General features: G+C 68.9%; 25 protein-coding genes. 12 read left to right on the top strand and 13 right to left on the bottom strand.

The window, feature by feature from the left end; all coding sequences use genetic code 11:
- Positions 1-64: 64 nt before the first annotated feature.
- Entirely contained in the window at positions 65-316 is a 252-nt protein-coding gene (locus RCH22_RS06370; RefSeq protein WP_327013227.1) for a type B 50S ribosomal protein L31, read from the top strand.
- A 136-nt stretch (positions 317-452) separates the two neighbouring features.
- Here the strand turns inward: RCH22_RS06370 and RCH22_RS06375 are convergent, their stop codons facing one another.
- Positions 453-1,139 carry an exonuclease domain-containing protein gene (locus RCH22_RS06375; protein ID WP_327013228.1) on the bottom strand — a complete coding sequence of 229 codons (687 nt, stop codon included), beginning with the start codon at positions 1,137-1,139 and terminating at the stop codon, positions 453-455.
- Positions 1,140-1,220: 81 nt separating this feature from the next.
- Between RCH22_RS06375 and RCH22_RS06380 the strand changes: the two genes are divergently transcribed.
- A complete protein-coding gene (locus RCH22_RS06380; RefSeq protein WP_327013229.1) occupies positions 1,221-2,120 on the top strand; it encodes an alpha/beta hydrolase in 900 nt (299 codons plus the stop codon).
- 28 nt (positions 2,121-2,148) lie between these two features.
- The gene (locus RCH22_RS06385) at positions 2,149-3,234 is read left to right on the top strand and encodes a glycosyltransferase family 1 protein (protein ID WP_327013230.1); all 1,086 of its coding nucleotides are present in this window, start codon (positions 2,149-2,151) and stop codon (positions 3,232-3,234) included.
- On the opposite strand, the gene RCH22_RS06390 is transcribed toward RCH22_RS06385, so the two are convergent.
- Both RCH22_RS06390 and RCH22_RS06395 read right to left on the bottom strand, forming a co-directional pair.
- A complete protein-coding gene (locus tag RCH22_RS06390; protein WP_327013231.1) occupies positions 3,222-3,887 on the bottom strand; it encodes a histidine phosphatase family protein in 666 nt (221 codons plus the stop codon). The genes RCH22_RS06385 and RCH22_RS06390 overlap by 13 nt on opposite strands.
- 80 nt (positions 3,888-3,967) lie before the next feature.
- Positions 3,968-4,819 (bottom strand): Sir2 family NAD-dependent protein deacetylase, encoded by an 852-nt coding sequence (locus tag RCH22_RS06395; RefSeq protein ID WP_327013232.1) that lies wholly within the window; start codon positions 4,817-4,819, stop codon positions 3,968-3,970.
- Between the two features lie 155 nt (positions 4,820-4,974).
- On the opposite strand from RCH22_RS06395, the gene RCH22_RS06400 reads away from it, so the two are divergent.
- Positions 4,975-5,775, top strand: coding sequence for an RNA methyltransferase (locus tag RCH22_RS06400; protein ID WP_327013233.1), 801 nt, complete (start codon positions 4,975-4,977; stop codon positions 5,773-5,775).
- 63 nt (positions 5,776-5,838) lie between these two features.
- Positions 5,839-7,074: a D-alanyl-D-alanine carboxypeptidase gene (locus RCH22_RS06405; RefSeq protein ID WP_327013234.1), complete on the top strand. Its 1,236-nt coding sequence runs from the start codon at positions 5,839-5,841 to the stop codon at positions 7,072-7,074.
- A 37-nt stretch (positions 7,075-7,111) separates the two neighbouring features.
- On the opposite strand, the gene RCH22_RS06410 is transcribed toward RCH22_RS06405, so the two are convergent.
- A complete protein-coding gene (locus tag RCH22_RS06410) occupies positions 7,112-7,900 on the bottom strand; it encodes an SGNH/GDSL hydrolase family protein (RefSeq protein WP_327013235.1) in 789 nt (262 codons plus the stop codon).
- Positions 7,901-7,958: 58 nt separating this feature from the next.
- Between RCH22_RS06410 and RCH22_RS06415 the strand changes: the two genes are divergently transcribed.
- Together RCH22_RS06415 and RCH22_RS06420 are read left to right on the top strand one after the other, a co-directional pair.
- Positions 7,959-9,776, top strand: coding sequence for a DEAD/DEAH box helicase (locus RCH22_RS06415; protein WP_327013236.1), 1,818 nt, complete (start codon positions 7,959-7,961; stop codon positions 9,774-9,776).
- A gap of 110 nt (positions 9,777-9,886) precedes the next feature.
- A complete protein-coding gene (locus tag RCH22_RS06420; protein ID WP_134446595.1) occupies positions 9,887-10,366 on the top strand; it encodes an Lrp/AsnC family transcriptional regulator in 480 nt (159 codons plus the stop codon).
- Between the two features lie 15 nt (positions 10,367-10,381).
- On the opposite strand, the gene RCH22_RS06425 is transcribed toward RCH22_RS06420, so the two are convergent.
- Positions 10,382-10,891: a histidine phosphatase family protein gene (locus RCH22_RS06425; RefSeq protein WP_327013237.1), complete on the bottom strand. Its 510-nt coding sequence runs from the start codon at positions 10,889-10,891 to the stop codon at positions 10,382-10,384.
- Positions 10,892-11,010: 119 nt separating this feature from the next.
- Here RCH22_RS06425 and RCH22_RS06430 point away from each other — a divergent pair, with 119 nt between their 5' ends.
- Positions 11,011-11,634, top strand: a complete 624-nt coding sequence (locus RCH22_RS06430; protein ID WP_327013238.1) for a TMEM175 family protein — start codon at positions 11,011-11,013, stop codon at positions 11,632-11,634.
- A 97-nt stretch (positions 11,635-11,731) separates the two neighbouring features.
- On the opposite strand, the gene RCH22_RS06435 is transcribed toward RCH22_RS06430, so the two are convergent.
- The 5 genes from RCH22_RS06435 to RCH22_RS06455 form a co-directional block, all read right to left on the bottom strand.
- A complete protein-coding gene (locus RCH22_RS06435) occupies positions 11,732-11,935 on the bottom strand; it encodes a cold-shock protein (RefSeq protein ID WP_035840308.1) in 204 nt (67 codons plus the stop codon).
- Between the two features lie 256 nt (positions 11,936-12,191).
- Entirely contained in the window at positions 12,192-13,028 is an 837-nt protein-coding gene (locus RCH22_RS06440) for a DUF3097 domain-containing protein (RefSeq protein ID WP_327013239.1), read from the bottom strand.
- Between the two features lie 44 nt (positions 13,029-13,072).
- A complete protein-coding gene (locus tag RCH22_RS06445; RefSeq protein ID WP_327013240.1) occupies positions 13,073-16,483 on the bottom strand; it encodes an error-prone DNA polymerase in 3,411 nt (1,136 codons plus the stop codon).
- A 15-nt stretch (positions 16,484-16,498) separates the two neighbouring features.
- Complete coding sequence (locus RCH22_RS06450; protein ID WP_327013241.1) at positions 16,499-18,142, bottom strand: DNA polymerase Y family protein; 1,644 nt, start codon at positions 18,140-18,142, stop codon at positions 16,499-16,501.
- Complete coding sequence (locus RCH22_RS06455; RefSeq protein ID WP_327013242.1) at positions 18,139-18,849, bottom strand: hypothetical protein; 711 nt, start codon at positions 18,847-18,849, stop codon at positions 18,139-18,141. Before RCH22_RS06455 ends, RCH22_RS06450 begins: the two co-directional genes overlap by 4 nt.
- 110 nt (positions 18,850-18,959) lie before the next feature.
- On the opposite strand from RCH22_RS06455, the gene RCH22_RS06460 reads away from it, so the two are divergent.
- The 3 genes from RCH22_RS06460 to RCH22_RS06470 all read left to right on the top strand — a co-directional run bounded on the left by RCH22_RS06460 (position 18,960) and on the right by RCH22_RS06470 (position 20,807).
- Entirely contained in the window at positions 18,960-19,658 is a 699-nt protein-coding gene (locus RCH22_RS06460; protein ID WP_327013243.1) for an SOS response-associated peptidase, read from the top strand.
- Between the two features lie 130 nt (positions 19,659-19,788).
- A complete protein-coding gene (locus RCH22_RS06465; protein ID WP_166787273.1) occupies positions 19,789-19,953 on the top strand; it encodes a hypothetical protein in 165 nt (54 codons plus the stop codon).
- A gap of 8 nt (positions 19,954-19,961) precedes the next feature.
- Positions 19,962-20,807 (top strand): SMP-30/gluconolactonase/LRE family protein, encoded by an 846-nt coding sequence (locus RCH22_RS06470; protein WP_327013244.1) that lies wholly within the window; start codon positions 19,962-19,964, stop codon positions 20,805-20,807.
- Between the two features lie 33 nt (positions 20,808-20,840).
- On the opposite strand, the gene RCH22_RS06475 is transcribed toward RCH22_RS06470, so the two are convergent.
- Complete coding sequence (locus RCH22_RS06475) at positions 20,841-21,491, bottom strand: DUF1345 domain-containing protein (protein WP_327013245.1); 651 nt, start codon at positions 21,489-21,491, stop codon at positions 20,841-20,843.
- Between the two features lie 154 nt (positions 21,492-21,645).
- Between RCH22_RS06475 and RCH22_RS06480 the strand changes: the two genes are divergently transcribed.
- Positions 21,646-22,608, top strand: coding sequence for a DnaJ domain-containing protein (locus RCH22_RS06480; protein ID WP_327013246.1), 963 nt, complete (start codon positions 21,646-21,648; stop codon positions 22,606-22,608).
- Between the two features lie 115 nt (positions 22,609-22,723).
- Here RCH22_RS06480 and RCH22_RS06485 read toward each other — a convergent pair whose 3' ends face one another.
- Both RCH22_RS06485 and RCH22_RS06490 read right to left on the bottom strand, forming a co-directional pair.
- On the bottom strand, positions 22,724-23,599 hold the full coding sequence (locus RCH22_RS06485) for a hypothetical protein (protein WP_327013247.1): 876 nt from the start codon (positions 23,597-23,599) through the stop codon (positions 22,724-22,726).
- An 83-nt stretch (positions 23,600-23,682) separates the two neighbouring features.
- Complete coding sequence (locus tag RCH22_RS06490; RefSeq protein ID WP_327013248.1) at positions 23,683-24,558, bottom strand: DUF4097 family beta strand repeat-containing protein; 876 nt, start codon at positions 24,556-24,558, stop codon at positions 23,683-23,685.
- Positions 24,559-24,561 lie beyond the last annotated feature (3 nt).

The raw sequence follows: 24,561 nt of genomic DNA on the forward strand, positions 1-24,561 counted from the left end.
TTTCCTGCCGCCGTTCCCCGGGCCATCCGGTCCGGACCGGCGCAACTCATATAAGGAAGTTTTCATGAAGTCTGACATCCACCCCACATATGCCCCCGTGGTCTTCCGCGACCTCGCGTCGGGTGCGACCTTCCTGACCCGTTCGACGGTCTCGAGCGCCAAGACGATCGAGTGGGAAGACGGAGCCACCTACCCCGTCATCGACGTGGAAATCTCCTCTGAGTCGCACCCGTTCTACACGGGCAAGCAGCGCATCATGGACTCCGCCGGACGCGTGGAGAAGTTCAACTCCCGTTACAAGGGCTTCGGCAAATAAGCCCGACGCACTCAAGCGCGATACACGAAAGGCGAGCAGCCACGGCTGCTCGCCTTTTCTGTACCCCGCGTTCTGTACCCCGCGTTCTGTACCCCGCGTTCTGTACCCTGCGTGGATGCCTGCGGTGCTGCGCGCCTTACCGCTCGGGCCACGCACCGCTCGCGACGAACTTCGGGTCGCGTTCGCGGCGCATGTAGTCCTGGAAGCGCTCGGCCTGCTGCATGGACCACTGCACCTGCAGCTCGTGCAGCTCGGCGACGGTGCCCGGCAGCACGGCGACGTGGGACCTGGCGATGGCCTGGGCGACCCTGCCCGCGGCGATCGCGTCCGCACCGGCGTCATGGGCGTCGTTGAGGGACACCCCGTAATAGGCGCTCGTGACCTCGAGTGTGCGCTTGCCCTTGCGGTAGCGGTCCACCTGCTTGTCGATGACCAGCGGGTCGACGACGGGGGAGGGCGACACGAGCGGTGCGACCCCGTAGCGGATGGCCTCCCGGTTGAGCAGGGAAAGGTCGTACGGCGCGTTGTATGCCACGATCGGAAGGCCCCTGCCGAGCAGTTCCCGGATGGTCGCGACGATCTCGGTGACACCTTCTCCGGCGACGCGCCCGTTCGCAACGGCCTGTGCCGTCGTGATGCCGTGCACGTTGGTCGCCTGCTCGGGGATCTCGATGCCGGGGTCGAGTAGCCAGTCGATGCGCTCGACGACGGCCCCTGAGACATCGATCACGGCCACCGTCGCCGAGACGATGCGACTCGTCTCCACGTCGATTCCGGTCGTTTCTAGGTCGAAGACGGCGAGGGTGTCACTCCAGTTGCTCATGGGGCCAGCCTAGGGCCGACCGCCGACATCCCCGGGCGTCGACGCCGCCCCGTCGCGCGCGTCCTGCGTAAACTGGAGGGGATGATTGTTCCTTCGCCATACGACGCCCAGCTCGCCCGGATCCCGGTGAGCGTCCACACCGTCCCTGTGCTCGGGACCGACACCCGCTACTGGGAGTACGGGGATCCGGCCGCGACGACGACGATCGTGATGGTGCACGGCTTCCGCGGCGACCACCACGGCCTCGAGCCCGTCGTCGCCCAGCTCGCGGGGTATCGTATCCTCTCGCCCGACCTGCCCGGCTTCGGTGAATCGGCGGCGCTCACGACCCTCGGACACGATGTGCCCGGCTACTCGGAGTGGCTCAGGAGCTTCGTCTCAGCGGTCGCCCCGACCGGACGTACCGTGATCCTCGGGCACTCGTTCGGCTCGATCATCGTGGCCGCCGCCGTCGTGGGCGGACTGCCCGCGGATGTCGTCGTGCTCGTCAACCCGATCGCCGCGCCGGCCCTGTCCGGTCCCCGCGGCATCCTCACCCGCTTCGCGGTGTTCTACTACTGGTCAGCGGCCGCCCTGCCCGAGCGGCTCGGCTTCGCCCTGCTCCGCAACCGCGTCATCGTGCGGGTGATGAGCATCGCGATGGCCAAGACCCGTGACCCCGCCCTGCGCCGCTGGATCCACAACCAGCACGACCGGTATTTCTCCGCCTTCTCCGATCGCCGGGTCGTGCTCGAAGCCTTCCGCGCCTCCGTCGGAAGCGACGTGAGCGAATTCGCCGCGCGCATTCCGCAACGCACCCTGCTGATCGCGGCGGACAAGGACGACATCACCCCCGTCGAGGCCCAGTACCGGCTGCGCGCGCTGTTCCCGGACGCCCGTCTCTATGTCATCCCCAACGTCGGTCACCTCATCCACTACGAAGTCCCCGCCGAAGCGGCAGAACAGCTGCGCCGCTTCCTCGACGAGGCGGCCCCGGCATGATCGGCCCCAGCATGATCGACCTGACAGCATGAGGATCGTGTTCGACTGCCGTTACACCCGGTTCGACCGGCACGACGGCATCAGCCGTTACACCTCCGAACTCGTCACCGAGCTGAGCCGGCTGCACGCCGTGACGATGCTCATCAGCGACCACAGGCAACTCGCGATGCTCCCCGCGCTCCCGTGGCAGCTCGTGAACGCGCCCACGAGCATCCGCGAGCCCCTCGTCGCCCTCCGAGTCAACCGGCTGCACCCCGACGTCGTCTTCAGCCCGATGCAGACCATGGGTTCGTGGGGCCGCAACTACAGACTGCTGCTCACTGTCCACGACCTGATCTACTATCGCAACCGCACACCCCCGCGCGACCTGCCCGCCTTCATCCGGCTGCTGTGGCGGTTCTACCACCTGTCCTGGTGGCCCCAGCGGATGCTGCTGAACCGCGCTGACGGCGTCGTCACGGTCTCCGAGACGACACGGGCACTCATGCTGAAGCACCGCCTCACCCGCAAGCCCATCACGGTCGTTCCCAACGCCGCCGGTGCCCTCGGCGAGGCGGCAGGCGCCGGGACGAGCGTGCGTCGCACCGGGCCGGCCACGGGCAGCCTCGTCTACATGGGCTCGTTCATGCCCTACAAGAACGTCGACACGCTCGTGCGCGCCCTCGCTGACCTCCCCGGCCATGACCTGCACCTGCTCAGCCGAATCGGCGACACGGAGAAGGCCCGCCTGCAGGGGCTCGTCCCCGGCGCGCGGATCGTTTTCCACGACGGCGTCTCCGACGCGGAGTACGTGTCCCTGCTTGATTCGGCGACGGCCCTGGTGACCGCGTCCCTCGACGAGGGCTTCGGGATCCCCCTCGTCGAAGCAATGAGCCTCGGGATCCCGGTCGTCGTGAGCGACATTCCGATCTTCCGCGAGATCGGCGGGGAGGCCGCACTCTACTTCGAGCCGCGCGACGCCGGGGGGCTCGCCGCTGCCGTGCATCAGCTCGACGAACCGGGGGAGTGGGCGAAGCGCTCAGGGCTCGCCATCGACCAGGCCGCCCGGTACAACTGGGCGGACTCCGCCCAGATCCTGCTCCGCGCGATCCGGGAGACCGCTCAGCCCGAGTAGTGCGTGTTCTCCGCGAAACCGCGGATCGTCGCGTCGAAGTGCTCGAGCTCGAGACGGCCGTCGGTCCAGAGGAAGTCGTGGACGGATCCGTTGGCGATGATCTCGTCGGGGTGAGGGCGCACGCCGGCGGTCAGGTAGCGGATCAGGGTTCCGATCACGCCGCCGTGGCAGACCACGAGCACCGCATCGCCCGGAAACTCCTCGGCCACGCGGCCGAGGGCCGGAAGCACCCTGTCGAGGACCTGCTGGCGCGACTCGAGGCCGGGCACCGGCATCCCGTTCGGGAACTGGCGCTGCCGTTCGGCGAACGTGAGTCCCTCGATGTCCCCGTGGTGACGCTCGGTGAGGTCGTCGATGATCTCCGGCCGCGGCAGGCCGAGTTCCCCCGCGATGATGCGGGCGGTTTCCGCGGCCCGATCGAGCGGGCTCGAGACGATCTTCTCCCAGGCGGCGGAGCTCTCGGTCAGGCCGCCGTCGAGGCTGGGCGCCAATCCCGCGCGGCTGCGCTTCAGGAGCCGCAGGCCTGTCTCGGCGGCCTGGGCACGTCCCGTCGAGTTCAGTGGGATGTCGGTGCGGCCCTGGATTCGGGTGGCGAGGTTCCAGTCGGTCTGGCCGTGGCGGACGATCGACAGCCTGGTCTGCAACCGGTGCATGGTCTCGCGTGGCTCCTGTCTGCGCTGTCCTGTATGGCGCTGTCCTGTCTGCGCTGTCCCGTCTGGCGGCCCGGCCCCCGCTACCCCGTGAGGCGTTCGGCGAGCCCGGCCAGCACCTCGGAGGTGCCGGCTTCCAGCTTAACCAGTGCGCGCGCGTCTCCCTTGGTCACGCCCCGATTGATGACGATAATCGGCAGTTTGCGGCGGCGGGCCTGTTCGAGCAGTCGGATGCCCGAATTCACCGCAAGAGAAGACCCGGCGACGATGAGCGCCTGGGCCCCGGCGACGAGGGCGGTGGCCTCGACAAACTTGACCGTCGGCACGAGCTCGCCGAAGAAGACCACGTTGGGCTTGAGCATCCCGCCGCAGACCGTGCACGCGGGGATGACGAAGCCCGTGAGGTCGGAGACGTCGGCGTCACCGTCCGGTGCGAGACGGGCGGAGTCCGGCCGCCGGAGGGACGGGTTGTCGGCTTCGAGGCGCGCCGCGATGCTCTCCCTGTCGAAGGCCTGGCCGCAGCCGAGGCAGACGACGAGATCCATCGAGCCATGCAGGTCGACGACGTGACGGGAGCCCGCCCTGGTGTGCAGCCCGTCGACGTTCTGGGTGATCACGCCGGAGATGACGCCGCCGGCCTCGAGGGCGACGAGGGAGCGGTGCCCGAGGTTCGGCTCAGCGGCGCGGAACCGACGCCAGCCGAGGTGGCTGCCCGCCCAGTACCTGACCCGCGCCCTGGGGTCGTCGATGAAGGTCTGATAGTTCATCGGGGTGCGGACCGGTGCGCCCTTCCCCCGATAGTCGGGGATGCCCGAATCCGTGCTGAGCCCGGCGCCGGTCAGCACCGCAGCACGCTTTCCGCGCAGGAGTTCGGCGACCGTGTCAAGGGTGTCGGCCGAAACCTCGCCCGCGACGGGAATCGTCTCGGTGGTCATAACGCTCCGTCCTGTCCACTCCGAGTCTAAGCTGGCCAGTTTTCGTCCTTGTTACAGAACACGGGTTACAGAACACGGGTTACAGGACACGGGTTACAGGACAGGGTGAGATAACTGGCAGGCTGGACCTGTTCTCCTTCGAAAGGCAAATCCCCGTGCAGATCATCCACATCGACTCCCTCGACCTTCCCGGTCTTGCCGACTACTCCCAGCTCACGGATGTAGCACTCCGGCGGAAGTCCGAACCGGCGGGCGGCCTGTACATCGCCGAGTCGACCAAGGTCATCGCGCGCGCCCTCGATGCCGGACATCGCCCCCGATCGGTGCTCCTGCAGGAGCAGTGGCTGCCCGACGCCCTCGAACTGCTCGCCGACTGGCCTGACGTGCCGCTCTACGTCGGCGCGGCATCCGTGCTCGAAGAACTGACCGGGTACAACCTGCACAGGGGGGCACTCGCCGCGATGCACCGGCCGGTGCTCGCGCCGGTGTCCGACCTGATCCGGGGCGCCCGCCGGATCGTGATCCTCGAGAACATCGTCGACCACACCAACGTCGGCGCCATCTTCCGCTCGGTCGCCGGCCTCGGCGCCGACGCCGTGCTGATCACCCCGCGCTGCGCCGATCCGCTGTACCGGCGCAGCGTGCGCGTGAGTATGGGCACGGTGCTGCAGGTGCCGTGGACCCGGCTGCCGGAGTGGGACGAAGCCGTTCCTCTGCTGCACGAGGCCGGCTTCCACCTCGCAGCACTCGCCCTCGCGGACAACGCGGTGAGCCTCGACGACTTCGCGATCGACCCGCCGGAGCGGCTCGCGATCGTGCTCGGCGCCGAGGGTGACGGGCTCAGCAGGCAGGCGCTCTCTGTCGCAGACACGGTCGTCACGATCCCGATGCTGCACGGCGTCGACTCGCTCAACGTCGCGTCCGCGAGCGCAGTCGCACTGTACGCGCTGCGCTGACCGACACTGCGCCGCGCCGCGGTGCCCGGCGTTTCCTTATCCGTGGATCGGTAAAGTGAGCGGATGCCTTCTGCGCGTCGTTCCACCATCCTTCGTCGCCGATTCGCGGTCCTCGGTGGCCTGCTCGTCGTGATCCTCCTCGGGGGCTACTTCGCGACAACGAGTGCCGCAGCGCTCCCCGCGTCGGCGGCGACGCTCACCCAGCCTGCCGCGCTCACCCAGCCGGCGACGGCGATGGCATGGCCGGGAATCGGGGAGGGCGCGATCGGCGCCGTGGGCTACGACGGGGTGCTCGGCTCCAACGGCAGCCAGGCCGCCGTGCCGATCGCGAGCATCACCAAGATGATCACCTCCCTCGTGCTGCTCGACGCGAAGCCGCTCGCGGCCACCGAGGCCGGCCCCGACGTGAAGTTCACCGACGCCGACGTGCAGATCTACTACGACGTGCTCGCCCAGGACGGCTCGGTCGCCCCCGTCGTGTCCGGGATGGTGCTGAGCCAACGCCAGGCCCTCGAGGGCATGCTGCTGCCCTCCGCGAACAACTACAGCATCACCCTTGCGAACTGGGCGTTCGGTTCTGTCGACGCCTATCTGAAGGTCGCCAGGGCATGGCTCAGCGCCCGAGGCCTGACCGGGACCACGATCGCGGACACCAGCGGGCTCTCGCCGCTGAGCGCCAGCACGCCGGCCGACCTCGTCGAGATCGGCAGGCTCGTGCTGAAGAACCCGGCGCTCGCCTCGATCGTCTCGGAGAAGACGGCCACGCTGCCGACGATCGGAACGGTGACCAACACCAACGAGATGCTCGGCGAGCACGGTGTCGACGGCATCAAGACCGGGACGACGGACGAAGCCGGCGCGTGCCTGCTCTTCTCCGCGGACTTCACCGTCGGCGACACGACCGTGACCCTCGTCGGGGTCCTGCTCGGCGGGACCACCCACGACACCCTCGACGCCGACATCGGGCGGCTCATCGAAAGCGTCAAACCGGGCTTCCGTGAGGTCACCCTGACCGAGGCCGGCGCGTCCTACGGGGCGTACGCGAGCGTCTGGGGACAGAACGGTTCGGTCGTGGCCGCTAAGAAGGCATCCGCCCTCGTCTGGTCTGACACGGCGGTCACGGGCGTCGCAACGGCCCGTTCGGTCGGGGTCGGCTCGGACGGAGACGCCGTCGGGTCTCTCGACTTCGTGGTCGGCACCCAGAAGATCAGTGTGCCCCTGGTGCTGGACGGCACACTCAGCGATCCCGGACCAGGCTGGCGCTTCACGCACCCTGGCGAACTGCTCGCGTCCCGCTGACGCCGTCCGGGTCCCTGCGCTCCGTGACGACCTGGCGCTACGTGACGGCCTGGCGGAACGGCCCGGCCTCCGGGCGTTTGGGCAGCACGTGGTCCCCGGACGACTGGTGCCGGATGCGGCGCAGCACCCACGGCACGAGATACTCCCGCGCCCAGACCATGTCTTCGCTGCGCGCCTGGCGCCAGGTCTGCGCGGGCAACGGCTCGGGCTCGGAGGGTTCGAGGCTGTTGGGCACGTTGAGTACGTCAAGCACCATCCGGGCGACGGTGTGATGTCCGAGGGCGTTCAGGTGCAGCCGGTCGGGCGCCCACATCCGTGCGTCCTGGATCTCGGTGAGCGCCCACAGGTCGGCGACGACGCAGTCGTAGCGTGCAGCGACGGCACGGATGTTCTCGTTGTAGATCGCGATCTTGCCGCGAATCCCGCGGAAGACCGGGGCGAACCCGACGTCGGCGCCCGTGAAGAGCACGATCGTGGCTCCGTCGCGGCTGAGCAGGCGCACGGCCTCATCACACCGGGCGGCGATCTCGTCGGGGTCTGACCCCGGCCGGATCACATCATTGCCACCCGCGGAGAACGTGATCAGGTCGGGGTGCAGTTCGAGGGCCGGCTCCAGCTGCTCGTCCATCACCTGCCGGATCAGTTTGCCGCGCACGGCGAGATTCGCGTACGCGAGGTCCGTCGAGCCCTGGCTGAGTACCTCGGCGACCCGGTCTGACCAGCCGCGGAACCCGCCGGGGCACGCCGGCTCGGGATCCCCGACACCCTCCGTGAAGGAATCGCCGACGGCGACGTACCGCGACCAGGGATGCAATGGCGTTGTCATCAGTCCATTCTCCTCGTGTGCACGAAACTGTCTGCACACCTTGCTAGGTTCTATTGAAGTGACTACCTCTGCAGCGTTCGAACCGAACCAGGGAACGAGTGCAGCCGAACACCTGTCCCCGTCGTTCCCCGGCCGGGCCGCCTGGGGTACCGCGACCAAGTTGCGCGCCTGGCAGGAAGAGGCCCTCGCCGCCTACTTCGTGCACCAGCCCAGGGACTTCCTCACCGCTGCGACACCGGGAGCAGGCAAGACAACCTTCGCACTCCGGCTCGCCGCCGAGCTTCGTGCGCGGCACCTGATCGACCGGATCACCGTCGTCGCCCCGACTGAACACCTCAAGCGCCAGTGGGCGGATGCCGCCGCGCGCGCGGGCATCCGCCTCGACCCCTCGTTCAAGAACGCGGACGGGCGTTACGGCAACCACTTCCACGGGGTCGCCGTCACGTACGCTCAGGTCGCCAGCCGGGCCGCCCTGCACCGCGAGCTCACCCAGTCCAGCCGCACCCTCGTCATCCTCGACGAGGTGCACCACGGGGGCGACGCCCTCAGCTGGGGCGATGCGATCCGGGAGGCCTTCGAACCGGCGACCCGCCGACTCTCCCTGACCGGGACCCCGTTCCGGTCGGACACCTCGCCCATCCCCTTCGTCAGCTACCTGCCGGACGAGCACGGCATCCGTCTCTCGCAGAGTGACTACAACTACGGCTACGGCCGCGCCCTTGCCGACGGCGTCGTGCGACCGGTCATGTTCATGGTTTACGCCGGGCACATGAAGTGGCGCACGCGTGCCGGCGACGAGATGGAAGCCAAACTCGGCGAGGGCAACACCAAGGACATCACGAGCCAGGCCTGGCGTACGGCGCTCGAGCCGACCGGGCAGTGGATCCCCGCCGTGCTGCGTGCCGCTGACTCGCGCCTCACCCAGGTGCGACACGGCATCTCGGACGCCGGCGGCCTCGTCATCGCGACGGACCAGTCAGCCGCCCGCGCGTATGCCACCATCCTCGAGGAGATCTCCGGGGAACCGGTGACCGTCGTGCTCTCGGACGAGAAGGAGTCGAGCGACCGGATCGACGAGTTCTCGAAGAACACCCGGCGGTGGATGGTCGCCGTCCGGATGGTGTCAGAGGGCGTCGACGTCCCCCGGCTCGCCGTCGGCGTCTACGCGACGAGCGCATCGACACCCCTGTTCTTCGCGCAGGCCATCGGCCGCTTCGTGCGCGCCAGGCGGCGCGGCGAGACGGCTTCGATCTTCCTGCCCAACGTGCCGAGCCTGCTGAGCCTCGCCAACGCCCTCGAACTCGAACGCGACCATGCGCTCGACCGGAGCAACAGGGACGACGGTGACGACGGGATGTACAACCCCGAAGATGCGATGGTCGCCGCGGCGAACCGGGACGAGAAGGGGTCTGACGGTCTCGGCGAGGACGAGTTCACCTGGCAGGCCATCGACTCCCAGGCGACCTTCGACATGGTCATGTTCGACGGCGACGAGTTCGGCCAACTCGCCGAACCGGGAACGGACGAGGAATTCGACTTCATCGGCATCCCCGGACTCCTCGAACCGGAACAGGTTTCTGAGCTGCTCCGGCAACGGCAGTCCCGCCAGGCCAAACGGTCGACCGACCGGCGAAAGAACCCGGTCACGGGCGAGATCGCTCCCGAGGAACCGCCGCCGCTGTACCGCACCCTGAAGGAACAGCGGACTTTGCTCGCGAGTCTCGTGGGCATGTGGTCGAAACTCGCGAATGAGCCGCACGGGATCGTACACGCCGAACTTCGGCGGGTCTGCGGGGGACCCGCGGTTGCCCAGGCGAGCGTGACCCAGCTGCAGAACCGGATCGACTTGCTGCGTCGCCGCCTCGGCCGCAGCTGAACCCACCGCTTGGTGCGATCGATCCTCGATCGTTACCCGGTTCAGACGCAGACCCTTGCGTCATGGGATAATTCGTCGCATAAGCTCTTAGCGACGAAAGAGTGTGACTGATGGAACCGAAGAAAGCCGAAATCGACAGGGTCGACCGGGCGTTGCTGAAGGCCCTCTCGGTCAACGCGCGGGCCTCCGGCGCCGCACTGGCTGCCGAGATCGGTGTCGCCGAGTCGACGGTGTCGCTCCGGTTGCGCCGGCTGCAGCAGCTCGGCCACATCCGCGGGTACCGGGCGAACATAGACCTCGCGGCCCTCGGAGCCTCCCTGCAGGCGCTCATTTCGGTGCGGCTCGTCAAGCACGCCCGGGTGCAGATCGACGACTTTCGCAATGCCGCTCCGCACTGGCCCGGCGTCATCGGTCTCTTCCACACCGCAGGGGCCGACGACTACCTCCTGCACGTCGCGGCGGCGAACGCGTCCGCGCTGCGTGACTTCGTGCTCGAACATCTCGCCGAGCATCCTGCTGTCGCGCACACCGAGACCAACCTCATCTTCGAGTACGTCGACGGTGACGGCTGGCAGGACCTCGTCAACTAGTCAACGACCGTCCCGTCACTGAGCGCGGTGACGGTGCGGAAAGTCTTCCGGCGGGCGCCCTGTCGCCAGGATCTCGGCCTGCTGCCGGCCGGCGTCAGACCACGGTCCGGTCAGGCCCAGCACAGCGAGGGTGCTGGTCGGCATCGGTATCCACGTTCCGGTGAGGAGTTCGGCGAGGCCGGTGATCCCGGGATTGTGCACGACGAGAACGACCGTGTGGTCCTCGTCGGGAAGCTCCCTGACGACGTCGAGCAGTTCGTCGGCGGATGCCGCATAGCCGCGGCTGTCGACCACGGTCGGCGGGGATTCCGTCAGTTCACCCTCGGCGATTTCCCAGGTGCTGCGTGCGCGGTGCGCGGGGGAGACGACCGCGAGATCGATGTGGCCGATATTCCGGGCGAGCCACGCGCCGGCGAGCGGCGCCTGGCGCAGTCCCCGGTCGGCGAGCGGGCGCTCGAGGTCGGAGACCTCGCCGGACCAGTCGGACTTGGCGTGCCGCAGCAGGATCAGGGTGCGCTCACTCATACCCAGAGTCTGCCACCGACAGCCGGAGAGGTTGTACGAATCCGGCTCCTGACAGGGCGCACGAAATCTGGGACGATGCCTTCAGCGTACCTGATCGCACGTCGGGGATTCGGAGGCACATGACCAAAAACAGGCTCGAAGCGTTCAGCGATGGCGTGCTCGCCATCATCATCACGATCATGGAGCTCGAGATCCAGGTCCCGGAGGAACCGACCTGGCAGGGGCTCGTGGCCATCCTGCCTACGCTGTTCAGCTACCTGCTGAGTTTCCTCTACATCGGGATCTACTGGAACAACCACCACCACTTACTGCGCCTCGCCTCCGGCGTGAACGGCGGCATCCTCTGGGCGAACCTGCACCTCTTGTTCTGGCTCTCCCTGTTCCCCTTCGTGACGAGGTGGAGCGACGAGTCCGGCTTCGCCGAGGTCCCCGTCATGGTCTACGGGTTCACGCTGCTCCTGGCCGCCGTGGCGTTCTACATCCTGCAGCGGGCCCTGATCCGCGACCAGGGCGCCGACGGAGCCCTCGCCGCGGCTCTCGGGCGGGACTGGAAGGGCGAGGGCTCGCCCTTCATCTACCTCGCCGGGATTCTGCTTGCCCTACTGCAGCCGCTCGCGTCCATGGGCGTCTTCGCGATCGCCGCACTGATCTGGCTGGTGTCGGACCGGCGGGTCGAGCGTTTCGTCGGAGACGGCCGCGCAGACTTGGGCCGCAGCGAGAACGACTGCGGCTTAACGAAGTAATGCCCCCGCCGAAGCGGGGGCATTACTGGAGCTCTCTGGGCGAGTGACCTCGGTCAGACGCAGTTCAAGCAGTGTGCTGATTCAGCACTGAGCAGAATCAGAGGGCGCGGATGTTCTCGGCCTGGGGACCCTTGGGGCCCTGGGTTACCTCGAACTCGACCTTCTGGTTCTCGTCGAGGGACTTGTAGCCATTGGAAGCGATCGCGGAGTAGTGCGCGAACACGTCGGCGCTTCCGTCGTCGGGAGCAATGAATCCGAAGCCCTTTTCAGCGTTGAACCATTTCACGGTACCTGTTGCCATTTTTGAAACTCCTCCAGGAGTGTTAGACCGACCCCGACTGTCGGGGCCGTTCGTCGCGGTATTCGTCGTCCGCTTCCGAAAGGAATACGCCGCATGGACCGAAGTCCGTGCGTTTTAAGACGTGCAAGCACTACAACTACTGGGACAAGACTAGACCACTTCGCTCGGGAAGAAGCGGATTCGGGGCGGATTCGAGTCACAACCGTTACGTTTTATGAATATCCCGCCCGAACAGGGGCAGTATTCAGCCCACCTGTCAATCAACGGTCGCGAAATCGATGAGCTGTTCGACCCTGCCGAGGAATGCGGCCTCGAGGTCGGCATACGACCGGACCCGTCCCAGGATGCGTTGCCAGGCCCCGGCGATGTCGGCCTGGTCCTCGTGCGGCCAGCCCAGGTGCTCGCAGATCCCGTGTTTCCACTCGACGGTGCGGGGGATCGTCGGCCAGTCCTTCATCCCGAGTCGCTCGGGTTTGACGGCCTGCCAGACGTCGACATAGGGGTGCCCGACCACGAGGACGCTCCGCCCGTGGGGGCCGCGAGCGACTTTCTCGGCGATCCTGCTCTCCTTGGACCCTGGTACGAGGTGGTCGACGAGCACGCCGACCTTCCTGCCGGGTCCCGGCTTGAATTCGGTGAGAAGTTCCTCGAGGTTGTCGACTCCCTCGAGGTATTCGACGACAACGCCCTCGATCCGGAGGTCGGCGCCCCACACCTTCTCGACGAGTTCGGCGTCGTGCCGGCCCTCGACGAAGATCCGGCTGCCGCGGGCGACCCGCGCGCGGGTCGTGGCCATGGCCAGGGACCCGGATGCCGTCCGGGCGCGTTGCTGGGGTGCCCTGGCGGGCACGACGAGTCGGACGGGATCCCCGTCGATCAGGAACGCTGAGCCGAGGGGGAAGAGCCGGAGCGCGCCGTGCCGGTCCTCGAGGGTGACGATCTGCTTCTCGAGACGGACGATGGCACCGCAGAACCCCGTGGCGACTTCTTCGACGACGAGGTCGCGGAGGGCTTCGTGGGTCGGGATGACCTTCCGTCCCACCTCGCGCCAGCCCGGCCTCAGGGCGTCCTGTCCGTATCGATCGTCATTCACCCGTTCGACGTTAGCCGAAGACCCACGGGAGAGGGGCGGCTTCCTCAGCGGAAATCCCGGGAGGTCGTCGGTGCCGCGAGGGTGAGGGTTTCGAATTTGTCGGCAAGGAGATTCGTGACGCCCTCCGGGGAACGCTCCAGGATGCCGCGCACCATGAGCGCGGGCGATTCCCTCGCGATTCGTCGGTACCGGTTCCAGACGCCGATTCCGGCGATGACGTTGAGAGTCCCGGTTTCATCCTCGATATTGAGGAAGGTCACCCCGCCGGCGGTCGACGGTCGCTGCCGGTGGGTGACGACGCCACCGACCTGGATCCGGCATCCGGACTCGATGGCGGGAAGCCGGTCGATCGGCAGGGCGCCGCGTGCGGCCAGGCCCGCGCGCGCGTGGCTGATCGGATGGTCGTCCGGCGAGATGCCTGTTGCCCAGAGATCGTAGACGACCTGTTCGACGGGGCTGAGGAGGTCGAGCAGAGGCGGCTGCACGGTGACGGCGGTTCCGCTGAGGTGGTTCGGTCGCTCGGTCGCAGCCTCTCCCGCCGTCCAGAGCGCGGTCCGCGGTTCGAGCCCGAGACCGGAGAAGGCGCCGGCGGCGGCGAGCGCCTCGAGCTGCTCCGTGTTCAGGCCGACCCGCCCTGCGGCATCTGCCATCGACTGGTACGGCCCGTTGAGGTCGCGCTCTGCGACGATGCGGCCTGCCAGGTCGCCGCCGATGCCGGAGACCTCGGCCAAGCCCAGGCGCACCGCGAAGTCGCCATCCCTGCGGTGGTCTGCCCAGTCCGGCGGAACAGCTCGGTCGAAGGGCGGCACCGGCGGCTGCTCGGGGCACAGGCACGCGGATCGGCGAACTGTCGGGGGAGCGTTGGTGGTTTCGAGGCCGGCGTCGGCGCCCGAGCGGAGGATGTCCGGGCGGAGCACGGTGACGCCGTGGCGGCGGGCGTCCGCGACGAGGGACTGCGGAGAGTAGAAGCCCATCGGCTGGGCGCGGAGGAGGGCGGCCAGGAAGGCACCAGGGTAGTGCAGGCGCAACCAGGCGCTCGCGTACACGAGCAGGGCGAAGCTGATCGAATGGCTCTCCGCGAAGCCGAAGTTGGCGAAGGCCTCGATCTTGGCGTAGATCGTGTCGGCCACGTCCCCCGTGATGCCGTTCGACGCCATCCCGGCGTAGAGCCGGTCGCGGAGGGTGGAGATCTTCTCGATGCCGCGCTTGGATCCCATCGCGCGGCGGAGCAGGTCGGCGTCCTCGCCGGAGCACCCGCCGACGGCCATGGCCATCTGCATGAGCTGCTCCTGGAAGAGAGGGATTCCGAGGGTGCGTTCGAGCACGGGCTCGAGTTTCGGATGCAGGTACGTCACCGGTTCCTGGCCCAGCTTGCGCCGGATGTAGGGATGCACGGCGCCGCCCTGGATGGGCCCTGGCCGGATCAGGGCGATCTCGACGACGAGGTCATAGAACCGGCGCGGCTGGAGGCGCGGCAGGGTGCCCATCTGGGCGCGGCTCTCGACCTGGAAGACTCCGACGGAGTCCGCCCGGCAGAGCTGGTCGTAGACGCCGGCTTCCTCGCGGGGGATGGTCGCGAGGGTCCATGTCTCGCCGAGGTGTTCTGCGGTGAGGTCGAAGGTGTACTGGATGGCCGCGAGCATGCCGAGTCCGAGCAGGTCGAACTTCACGAGGCCCATCCAGGCGCAGTCGTCCTTGTCCCATTGGAGCACGGTACGGTTGTCCATCCTGGCCGGCTCGATCGGACAGACCTCGCCGACGGGGCGGTCGGTCAGGACCATGCCGCCAGAGTGGATGCCGAGGTGTCGGGGGGAGCCGAGCAGCTGCCCGGCGAGGTCGGTCACGAGCGGGGGGATGTCCTGTTCCGGACTCGAGACGGATTCGCCCCAGCGCTCGACCTGCTTGGACCAGGCGTCCTGCTGGCCCGTGCTGAAGCCGAGCGCCTTGGACATGTCGCGCACGGCGACCTTCGGCCGGTAGGTGATGACGTTCGCGACCTGGGCCGCGTTGAGCCTGCCGTAGCGGCTGTAGACGTATTGGATGACCTCCTCGCGCCGGTCGGAGTCGAAGTCGACGTCGATGTCCGGCTCCTCGTCGCGAAGGCTCGACAGGAAGCGTTCGAAGGGGAGCCGGTAGAAGATGGAGTCGACCGCGGTGATGCCGAGCACGAAGCAGACGGCCGAGTTCGCCGCCGAGCCGCGGCCCTGGCAGAGGATGCCGCGGCTGCGCGCGAACCGGACGATGTCATGCACGATCAAGAAGTAGCCGGGGAAGTCCTTGGCCTCGATGACCGCGAGTTCCTTCTCGATGCGTTCGAGCACCGACGGAGAAGCGCCCGGGTACTTCTCGGCGACGCCGTCCCTGACCAGGGACCGCAACCAGGTCATCGGTGTGTGCCCAGCAGGGACATTCTGGCGGGGAAGGCGGGGGCGCGCCCGGCGTAGCGAGAAGGCAAGTTCGGCGGCGAGCGGAACGGTGTTCGCGACCGCGCCGGGATAGCGCGCGAAACGGGCGGCCATTTCGGCGCCGCTGCGCAGGTGCGCTCCGTCGGAGCCGGGGAGCCAGCCGTCCATCTGGTCGAGGCTGCGCCGGGCTCGCACAGCGGCGAGCGCGGAGGCGAGCCGGGAACCTGCCGGCGTGGCGTAATGCACGGCGTTCGTGGCGAGCACCGGCAGACCCGCCTCAGCGGCGAGGCCCGCCAGGGCGTCGTTGCCGGCGCTGTCCGCCGGATAGCCGTGGTCGTACAGTTCAACGAAGACGTTGTCCCTGCCGAAGAGGCGCACGAGCCTGGCCAGTTCCCTCGCCGCAGCAGAAGGCCCCCCTGTGACGAGAGCCCGGCGCACGGCGCCCTTGCGGCATCCGGTCAGGACGGCCCAGGTGCCGTCGGCCTGGGCCGCGAGTTCCTCGATGTCGTAGACCGGACGGCCCTTCTCGCCTCCCGCGAGATGGGCGCTCGTGAGGGCGGCGGCGAGGCGATGGTAGCCGGCCTGGCCGCGGGCGAGAACGAGCAGGTGGGTGCCGGCCGGGTCGGCAACACCGTTCTGCGGCGCGCCGAGGCCGAGGGACAACTCGGCTCCGAAGATGGTGGCCAGGTTGGGAAAGCTCTCGGCCGTCTCGGCGAGGCGAACTGCGCCGTAGAGCCCGTCGTGGTCGGCCAGGGCAAGAGCGGAGAGTCCGAGCCTCGAGGCCTCCTCGAGCAGGGCCTCCGGCGAGCTCGCGCCGTCGAGGAAGCTGAAGTTGGAGTGCGCGTGCAGTTCGGCGTACGCCACGACAGCATCCCGGGTGGTTGAGCCGACCGGAACGGCGGGCTCCGCCGGGCGGTATGGCCTGCGCTTGCCCGACCACGCCGGGCTGTCGCCGCCGTCGGCTCCCGGGGGCGGACCGCCGGGGCGGCGCCGGTCGGAGAGGGCGCGCTCGAGTTCGGACCACGGGATCGGGGGATTGCTCCAGCCCATCAGTCGGTTCCGTCCTCAGTCATAGCGGGCCTCCGCAACCCAGCGGGCGGAGTCGAGCAGGAGCAGCCAGGCCGCGCCCGATCCGTCCACGAGCTGGAGGCGATGGCCGTGGTGCGCCCTGGCGGGATCCCACCAGTGTTCGACGAGCGGCCACGGTCCGGCCCAGGCCGTGACCGGCGAGAGGTCGTCGGTTCGCCCGGTCGGGGAGAAGGCCGCAGGAGTCCCGGAGAGGATGCCCCGCTCGCAGACGCCGACGGGAGCGCCGTCCCGGGCGTGCAGCAGGACCGGCGGCGGTTCCAGGAAGACGGTCGCGGGGGAGAGTCCGGGGAGGCTGCCAGGCCAGGGCGCCGTGGCCGGGCGTTCGTGTGCCGAGGCGGGCTGGGCGGGGACGACGGGGACGGCGTCGCCCCAGGGCACGAGCACCCGGCGGTCCTTGAGCAGCCGGCCGCCTGCACTGCTCGCGGTGAGCACGCCGTCGTGTCCGAGCAGGCCCTGGACCCGGGTGAGCGCGTGGTGAATCCGCTCATCGGGCCCGGAGTCCCAAAGCCCCTGCTCGTGATCGGCTGTCGAGTCCACGCGTTCGGGGATGATCCGCACCCGGGTGATGGCGGCTTCGAGCTCGCTCCTGCCGGAGCCTGCCCCCTGCAGTTGCCACCGCACCCGGTCGGCGATGTCCGCGCCGGTGAACCAACGCGGATGCCGCCACGAACGAGTGTGCACGGCTCCTGCCCCCGCTGCGGCCTCGGTGCACACCTCGATCGTGATTTCGGTGCAGACGAGGCGCGAGGCGGCGAGGTCGCCGACGAAGGCGTCGAGTCCCGCCCGGATGGCGAAGGTGACCTGGTCGACCCGGTCAAGGGGAGGTTCCCAATCGAAGGCCACCTCCCGGTGGCGGGGAGGGACCCGGGGAACGACTCGGCCGTCGTCCGCAGCCCCTGCGATCCGGTGGGCGCGGGTCGCTGCCGCTCCGAAGCGGTGCCGGACCCGGTCGGCGGGGAGCGCCGCGAAGTCCCTCAGCGTGTGCACGCCCAGGCGGCGGAGCAGGGTCGCGAGGTCGCTGTCGATGAGCCCGGCGTCGACGAGCGTCGTGACCGGGCGGACGGCGAGAAAGGCCGCTGACCCCCCGGGTGGAACCACCCTGACCGGGGTGGTGGCCTGGTCCCTGGCGACCTGTTCTGCGGCGAAGGCGCCGTCCGCGATGCCGACCCTGGCGCCGGGGATCCCGAGCCCCGCGACGCTCGCGATGAGGGCGTCCGCGGCCGCCTCTTCGCCACCGTAGAACCGGGCCGGCCCGCGGGAGCGTATGGCGCAGAGTCCCGGCCGAAGGACCTGCACGCCGGGTGTCGTGCCCTCGAGCCGCTCGATGACGGGTTCGAAGGCCCGGTCGTCGAGCACGCGGTCGTAGCCGAGCACGACAAGCTCCGGGCAGCGGAACTGGGCCTCGCGGGCGGCGAGTCCTCTCCGAACGCCCGTCGTGCGGGCCGCCGGCGAGCATGCGAACACGATGCCGCGGTCGACGAGCGCCAGCGGCACGTCCTCCGGGAGCCCGGCGCGCACCCTGGCCGCCGTCACGGGCCAGTCGGGGCACCAGAGCACCAGGGTGCGCTCGGGTCCGGGCGGGTGTTCAACTGTCGGACCGGCGAGTGCTGTCATCGTCATACCGCCTCGCTGTACGGGTGCGCGCCGAGGGGGATACCGAGGCGGGGCCTGTCGACGGACTCCGCCTCAGCCGGCTTGCCGGCCAGCGACATCCGTGCGGTGCGGGGTGCACCGGAGCGCGCGGACGCCGCGACGAGCACGTCGCGTCCCGTGAGGTGGCCGTGACCGTCGCCGAGCCCGGTCCAGGTGCTGGCGCGCACGGAGAGCCTCGCCTCGGCCTGCGGCCAGTCGCCGGCAATGAGGAGCGTGCACCCGCGTTGCCGGAGCCGGGCGGCGAGCCGGGAGGCCTCCGCCTCCGAGACCCGCCGCGTAGGTCGCACCGCGACGACGGGGAGCACATCGGCGAGGGCTGCCGTGACCGTGAGCCACTGGTCGCCCGGCGCAGGGACCAGGACGAGGCGCGTGAGATCGATGCCGAGGCTCGCCGCGGCTTCGGGGCCGAGGTCGGGCAGTCCGATGATCCCGCACCAGTACCCGGCAAGGGACGGCCCGGCGAGCAGCGCGAGAATGAGGGAGACGGAGCCGTCCACGGTGTAGACCGACCCCGGCCTGAGGGCGCCGCCCGGCAGGAGACCGGCGAATCCCGCCGCCGCCTGGCGGGTTTCGAGTCCCGCCCGAGTGGATTCCATCCCGCGGATGCGCGCCTGCAGCCCGGCCGCGAGTTCTCGCGGGCCGGGTCCGTTGCGGGGGACGGGGAGACTGGACACCCCACCATATTCGAACAGACATTCGATTAAGTCAAGGCGATCCGAGGCGGGCGGATGCACGGCCGATGGCGGAGGACAGGGTTGTCGGTGGGCCGCGATAGCCTGAGACCATGTGTGGTCGATTCATCATCACGGACACGGCGCCGGACCTCGCCGCGATGTTCGACGTCGAGCATGAGGGCGAGGACCTCCCTGAACCGTCGTGGAACATCAAGCCAACCGAGCGGATCCCGATCGTGCTCGAGTCGTCGAAATCAGGCGCCGTCGTGCGCAGGATCGAGTCTGCGCGGTGGTCGCTCGTTCCCTCCTTCGCTCCGGCGCTTGTGTCGAAGTTTCCGACGTTCAACGCCCGGTCGGAGATGGTGGGGGAGAAGCCCACCTTCCAGCCCTCCCTCGCATCGCGGCGTGCTCTCGTTCCCGCCACCGGTTACTACGAATGGCACACCGAAGGCACCGTCAAGACCCCGTACTTCGTGCACTCGGACGATGGGCTGCCCCTGGCCCTCGCCGGTCTCTACGCGTGGTGGCGCAACCCTGCCCTCACGGAAGACGACCCGGCGCGATGGGTGCTGAGCGCCACGATCCTCACCCAGGCGTCGAGTGGCCGTCTCCGGGGCCTTCACGAGCGGATGCCCGTCGTGCTCCCGGAGGAGACCTGGGACCAGTGGCTCGACCCGCACACGGTCGGCGACCAGGAGTTCGTGGACGCAGCCGTCGCCGCCTCCGCGGAATCCGTGGAGGGACTGCGCTTCCACGAGGTTGCGCCCCTCATCGGCGACGGGCCCGAACTCATCGAACCGGTCGCCTGAGGCTGTCGCTGGCCCTCTGGCTGGACCTGTGGCCTGCACTGGCGACCTGAAGCGGCTCACCGCGCCGGTCGTCTGAGCGGCTACGCTCGTCATGGCACGGAACGGCCGCGCCGGTGTCGAAAGGACCCCTATGAAAATTGTCGCCTTCATCGTCGCGATGGCCGTGTTCGTCTTCGGACTGTGGCTCTTCGGGTTCGCCTTCACGGTCACCGCGGGCCAGTTGCCCATCTTCTTCGGCGGGATCCTCTGCGTTGCCCTCGCCGTGGCGATTCCCGTCCAGATCCTGCGCGACTGAGCAACCCCGTGCAGGCCGAACAGCGTACCGATCCCCTCGCATTCCACGGTGAGGGCCCCGTATGGTCCCCGTCCTGGGGCGGGCTGCGCTGGCTCGACATGTTCGCGGGAGACATCCTCTCGCTTGACGGCGACACCGTGCATCGCAGGCACGTCGGTAGCATGGTCGTGACCGTGCGGCCGCGCCGCGCGGGCGGCGCCGTCCTGGCCTTGCAGCGCGGTTTCGCCCTCGAGGATGCCGACGGCACGATCACCGAACTCGGGGACCTCTGGAGCGATCCGCTCCTGAGACTCAATGAGGGCGGCTGCGACCCGGACGGCCGGTTCTATTGCGGTTCGATGGCGTTCGACCAGTACACGGGCGCCGGTTCCCTTCGCCGCCTCCATCCGGACGGCTCGGTCGAGGTCGTCCTGACCGGCCTCACCATCTCCAACGGGCTGGACTGGAGCCCGGACGGCTCCCTCGCCTACTACAACGACACCGCGACGGGCCGGGTCGCGGTGTTCGATTACAGCGCAGGCACGGGCCTGACGGGTCTGCGCAGTTTTGTCGAGATCCCGGCGGAGTCCGGCTTTCCCGACGGTCTCACCGTCGACAGCGAGGGCGGGGTCTGGGTGGCACTGTACGGCGGGAGCGCCGTGCGTCGCTACACGCAGGATGGCCGCCTCGACGCGGTCGTCGAGGTCGCCGCGAGCCGCGTCACCGCATGCACCTTCGGCGGACCGAACCTGGACGAGCTCTTCATCACGACGTCCCGGGAAGGCCTCGACGACGGAGAAGAGCCCCTCGCGGGATCGTTGTTCCGGGTGGATGCCGGGGTCACCGGCCTGCCCGTGCGCGCGTTCGCCGGCTGAACGACCGGCCGAGCGCCTGTCCCGGAGCCGGGCTCAGTGCAGCAGCCCGGCGACGAGGTTGATCATCGTCGCAAGGATCACGGATCCGAAGAGGTAGGACAGCAGGCCGTGGCGCAGCGCCGTCATCCGGATGATGTGTGTCTTCAAGTTGGTGTCCGACACCTGGAACGTCATGCCGAGGGTGAATGCGAGATAGGCGAAGTCCCCGTAGCTCGGCGGCTCTGTCTGGTTGAATTCGATCCCGCCATCCGCCCCCTCGTAGTAGAGCCGGGCATAGCGGAGGGTGAACAACGTGTGCAGAAGCGTCCAGGACAGCACTACGCTCAGCACGGACAACAGGGCAAGCACGACCTGCGCTGCTCCCGTCGTGGAATGCGTCTCGACGAGCAGAAGGCCGAGTGCGCCGAGGCTCGCGAGGCTGATCAGGAGCACGAGCAGGTCGGACACGCCCCGGGACGGGTCCTCACGGGTCGCATGCGTCGCGGTCGTCGCGGCGTCTATCGGCCCGATCACGATCCAGACCCAGCCGATGAAGGTCACGCAGGCCGCTGCCCAGCCAACGATCGGGGCGAGCACCCAGTCGCCCCAGATCGATGCCACCACCCCGGCGGCAAGGCCGATCACGGCCATCACGATCAGGCGGGTGCTCGAGCGACGCACCCTCAGGCGTTCCCAGAAGTTCATGGGCCGATCGTCCCACAGATCCGTCAGGATCCCGTGAGCGGCTCGGGTGGGGTGAGATGACAGAAACGGTCGATAAGGTGAAGAGAACGTCTGGCCCAGGTCAGACCCCGGACGGCGGCTTGCCGCACACGATCGAACGAAAGAGACCGCGAGGATGTCAGAGAGCCCGGCCGCGGCATCACCCTATGAGGTGCTGGGCGTGAGCCCTGAGGCGAGCAGCGAGGAATTGCGACGCGCCTACCGCAAGAGGCTGCGCCTCACCCACCCGGATGTCGGGGGTCGCGCCGCCGACTTCCAGGCCGTCCAGGTGGCGTGGGAACGGATCGGCAATCCCGAGAGCCGGGCCGACTACGACAGGCGCCGGTACCCGGACAACGAGCACGGGACCGTGCACACCGGCTCCGCCTCCGGTTCGTCCGGTTCCGGTTCGTCCGCCGGCCCGGCGCGCGCTTCGTCAGCGGCGACAGGTCCGCGTGCGCGGATGTACGGACACCCGGGGGGCCACGCCCGGCAACGGTACCTCGAGCTCCTGCGCGAGTGGGTCGGCCGCGGCACCGTCATCGACGATCCGTACGCGCCCCAGCTCGTCCGGTCTGCGCCCCGCGAGATCCGGCACTGCCTGGCCCGCGCCCTCGCCCAGGAGTCGACGGCGCACCTCGTGTCCCTGCTCGGCATCGGCTACACGGCCTGGCACGACGTGCTCGCGGGCTCCCACCCCGACCCGATCGACCATGTCGTCCTCGGCCCTGCCGGGCTGTTCGCGATCCTCTCGGAGGACTGGGGCGCTTCCGTCGAACTCCGGCGCGGCGAGCTCCTCGCGGAGACCCTCCGGCCGGAAGACCGTCCCGTGCACGAATTCGAGGATGCCGCGCGGGCGCTCTCGCGCGCCCTCGGCGTGCGCTTCACAGCCCTCGTCGTCGTGCTCCCCGACGACGCCCTGTCCGACCCGCTTGCGGTACCCGGTCGCGGCCGGCGTCCCACGGTCGTCATCGTTCCGCGATCGCGGCTCGTCGGCCTGTTGCGCGAGGGGCTGCCGGGGATGGATCGCGGCAGCTTCGAGAAGGTGTTCGACTTGCGCAGCCGCCTGCAGGACGGCATCCGCTTCGTCACCGACTAGCGGTCCGTGCCGGCGGGCGTCGTCCGCCGTGAATTGCCGTTCGGGCGGATCCGACCCCGTCTGTCGGCGATAGCCGGCGGAAACGGCGACACTCAGCACTGCGGCGCGCTTGGGTCTAGCGCAGGCCGAGTGTGTTGACCCAGTGCGCCAGGAAGCTCGCACCAGCGGCGTCGTGGATCAGGTCACCCTCGACGATCACGGGGTACGGTCGCTCGAGGACCCCGTCGGACGGGCGCACATCCACGTGGGCGACCTCGTACCCGGCGGTGTGCAGGTGGTCGGCCATCAGGTAGTCGCTGCGCGAGTCTCCGACGGAGCGCCACACCCGGGGGAGCGGGCCGGTCTCGGCAAAGAAGGCGAGGGCGCGTTGGGCTCCGTGGTCCTTGTCGAGGGTGACGGATTCGATGTCCGTCGAAATGATCGTGGGATCGATCCGAAACGGCACAGCACCCGACGTGTCCGGCGAGACACGGTCACCGAAACGGACCCCGAGCCCGAGGCCCCTGAGGATCGCGAATGAGGCCTCGTTGAATTCGGCAGCGGCCGCGGCGTAGTCGGAGTCGGCGGCATCCGTGCGTTGTTCGACCGAGACCATGGCCTGCTTGGTCTCATCGAAGAACATGGTGTCGGTGAAACGGTCGTGCACGAGCGAACGGATCGCGTCGACGGCGGCCGCAGGCAGTGCGACGCTCGGGTCGACGACAACGTCGCCCATTCCCGCTGCGGTGATCGGGAACCAGACGGCGCCCTTCTCGCAGACACCGTACATGCGCATGGTCTCCGGGAGGCCGGCCGCGAGGAGGGGCGTGATGACCTGCTCGCGAATGAAGAGCGCCGACCGGCCGGTGATGAAGGCGATCGGCACGTTCGCGGCCGCGAGCGTGATCAGGTCGGCGATGATGCTGTCGCGCCGGATCGTTCGGGTGACCGGACTGGCGATCGGCCCGTCGACGTCGAGGAGGAGGCCGAGGGGAGGGAGGCTGTCTGGCATGGCTCCATTGTTTCATGGCCCGCCTGAAGCACGGCCCGCCTGATGCACGGCCCACCTGATGCACGGCCCGCCGTCGATGGGCGTCAGCCGGTCGTGACTCTCACATCACCGTTGGTGGTCTGTGCGATGATCGTGCGCCGCGCGGAGGGATCACTCGGGACGGAGCCGGTGTCGACGTTCCCGTTCGTCGTCCGCGCGTCGACGAGATAGGAGAGTCCGGCCGCGGGCATGCGCACCGTGACCGAACCGTTGGTGCTGCGGGCCTCGACGGCCTCAGGGGCATCCCGGAATTCGACCTCGACGGCTCCGTTCGTGGTCGTGGCGACCACGCGGCGGGAACCCGCATCGCGCACCCTGATCGCGCCGTTGGTGGTGTGGACCTCCACCCGGCCGAGCGTACCGGTCGTCTCGACGGCTCCGTTCGTGCTCGTCAGCCTCAGCGCGCCGGTGAGTCCCGACACCTTGATCTGCCCGTTCACCCCGTCCGCAGTGAGGGAGAGCGCCGCAGGGAGGGCCACCGTCATGTTCAGGGAGCAGAAGCCGAGCCACTGGCTCGGACACCCCCCGGTGACTTCGGTCACGCCGTTCGCCGTTGTGATCGCCAGCGTCGGAGTGGCGCCGAGCGAGCTGCCGTCGGCACGCACGTGCACCTGCGGATCGGGGCTGGGTTCGAAGCGGATGGCGGAGTTCGGAACCCGGACAGCCACGCTCGAGCCGGCTTCGGTATCCGCTGCCAGATGGACGGGCGTGCCGACCGCGCCGCCGGTCAGCAGCAGGATGAGCAGTGCGGCCCCGGCCATGATGACGACGCCGAGCACAACGACGGCGACGATAAGGCCTGCCAGCCCTCCGCGGCGCCGATCCGGCTGCGGGGGCACGGCCGACTGGGACGGCTGGGGAGGCCGGGACGGCTGGGGCTGGACCGGTGGACGTGCCGGTGGCATCGCGCTCACGCTCATGCA

The sequence above is a fragment of the Cryobacterium sp. GrIS_2_6 genome, assembly GCF_035984545.1.
Classification (GTDB): domain Bacteria; phylum Actinomycetota; class Actinomycetes; order Actinomycetales; family Microbacteriaceae; genus Cryobacterium.

Excerpts from the sequence above, each read along its gene's own strand:
- RCH22_RS06370 (WP_327013227.1), top strand. The coding sequence starts at position 65 with ATGAAGTCTGACATCCACCCCACATATGCCCCCGTGGTCTTCCGCGAC.
- RCH22_RS06375 (WP_327013228.1), bottom strand. The coding sequence starts at position 1,139 with ATGAGCAACTGGAGTGACACCCTCGCCGTCTTCGACCTAGAAACGACC.
- RCH22_RS06380 (WP_327013229.1), top strand. The coding sequence starts at position 1,221 with ATGATTGTTCCTTCGCCATACGACGCCCAGCTCGCCCGGATCCCGGTG.
- RCH22_RS06385 (WP_327013230.1), top strand. The coding sequence starts at position 2,149 with ATGAGGATCGTGTTCGACTGCCGTTACACCCGGTTCGACCGGCACGAC.
- RCH22_RS06390 (WP_327013231.1), bottom strand. The coding sequence starts at position 3,887 with ATGCACCGGTTGCAGACCAGGCTGTCGATCGTCCGCCACGGCCAGACC.
- RCH22_RS06395 (WP_327013232.1), bottom strand. The coding sequence starts at position 4,819 with ATGACCACCGAGACGATTCCCGTCGCGGGCGAGGTTTCGGCCGACACC.
- RCH22_RS06405 (WP_327013234.1), top strand. The coding sequence starts at position 5,839 with ATGCCTTCTGCGCGTCGTTCCACCATCCTTCGTCGCCGATTCGCGGTC.
- RCH22_RS06410 (WP_327013235.1), bottom strand. The coding sequence starts at position 7,900 with ATGACAACGCCATTGCATCCCTGGTCGCGGTACGTCGCCGTCGGCGAT.
- RCH22_RS06420 (WP_134446595.1), top strand. The coding sequence starts at position 9,887 with ATGGAACCGAAGAAAGCCGAAATCGACAGGGTCGACCGGGCGTTGCTG.
- RCH22_RS06425 (WP_327013237.1), bottom strand. The coding sequence starts at position 10,891 with ATGAGTGAGCGCACCCTGATCCTGCTGCGGCACGCCAAGTCCGACTGG.
- RCH22_RS06430 (WP_327013238.1), top strand. The coding sequence starts at position 11,011 with ATGACCAAAAACAGGCTCGAAGCGTTCAGCGATGGCGTGCTCGCCATC.
- RCH22_RS06435 (WP_035840308.1), bottom strand. The coding sequence starts at position 11,935 with ATGGCAACAGGTACCGTGAAATGGTTCAACGCTGAAAAGGGCTTCGGA.
- RCH22_RS06445 (WP_327013240.1), bottom strand. The coding sequence starts at position 16,483 with ATGGGCTGGAGCAATCCCCCGATCCCGTGGTCCGAACTCGAGCGCGCC.
- RCH22_RS06450 (WP_327013241.1), bottom strand. The coding sequence starts at position 18,142 with ATGACGATGACAGCACTCGCCGGTCCGACAGTTGAACACCCGCCCGGA.
- RCH22_RS06460 (WP_327013243.1), top strand. The coding sequence starts at position 18,960 with ATGTGTGGTCGATTCATCATCACGGACACGGCGCCGGACCTCGCCGCG.
- RCH22_RS06465 (WP_166787273.1), top strand. The coding sequence starts at position 19,789 with ATGAAAATTGTCGCCTTCATCGTCGCGATGGCCGTGTTCGTCTTCGGA.
- RCH22_RS06475 (WP_327013245.1), bottom strand. The coding sequence starts at position 21,491 with ATGAACTTCTGGGAACGCCTGAGGGTGCGTCGCTCGAGCACCCGCCTG.
- RCH22_RS06480 (WP_327013246.1), top strand. The coding sequence starts at position 21,646 with ATGTCAGAGAGCCCGGCCGCGGCATCACCCTATGAGGTGCTGGGCGTG.
- RCH22_RS06485 (WP_327013247.1), bottom strand. The coding sequence starts at position 23,599 with ATGCCAGACAGCCTCCCTCCCCTCGGCCTCCTCCTCGACGTCGACGGG.
- RCH22_RS06490 (WP_327013248.1), bottom strand. The coding sequence starts at position 24,558 with ATGAGCGTGAGCGCGATGCCACCGGCACGTCCACCGGTCCAGCCCCAG.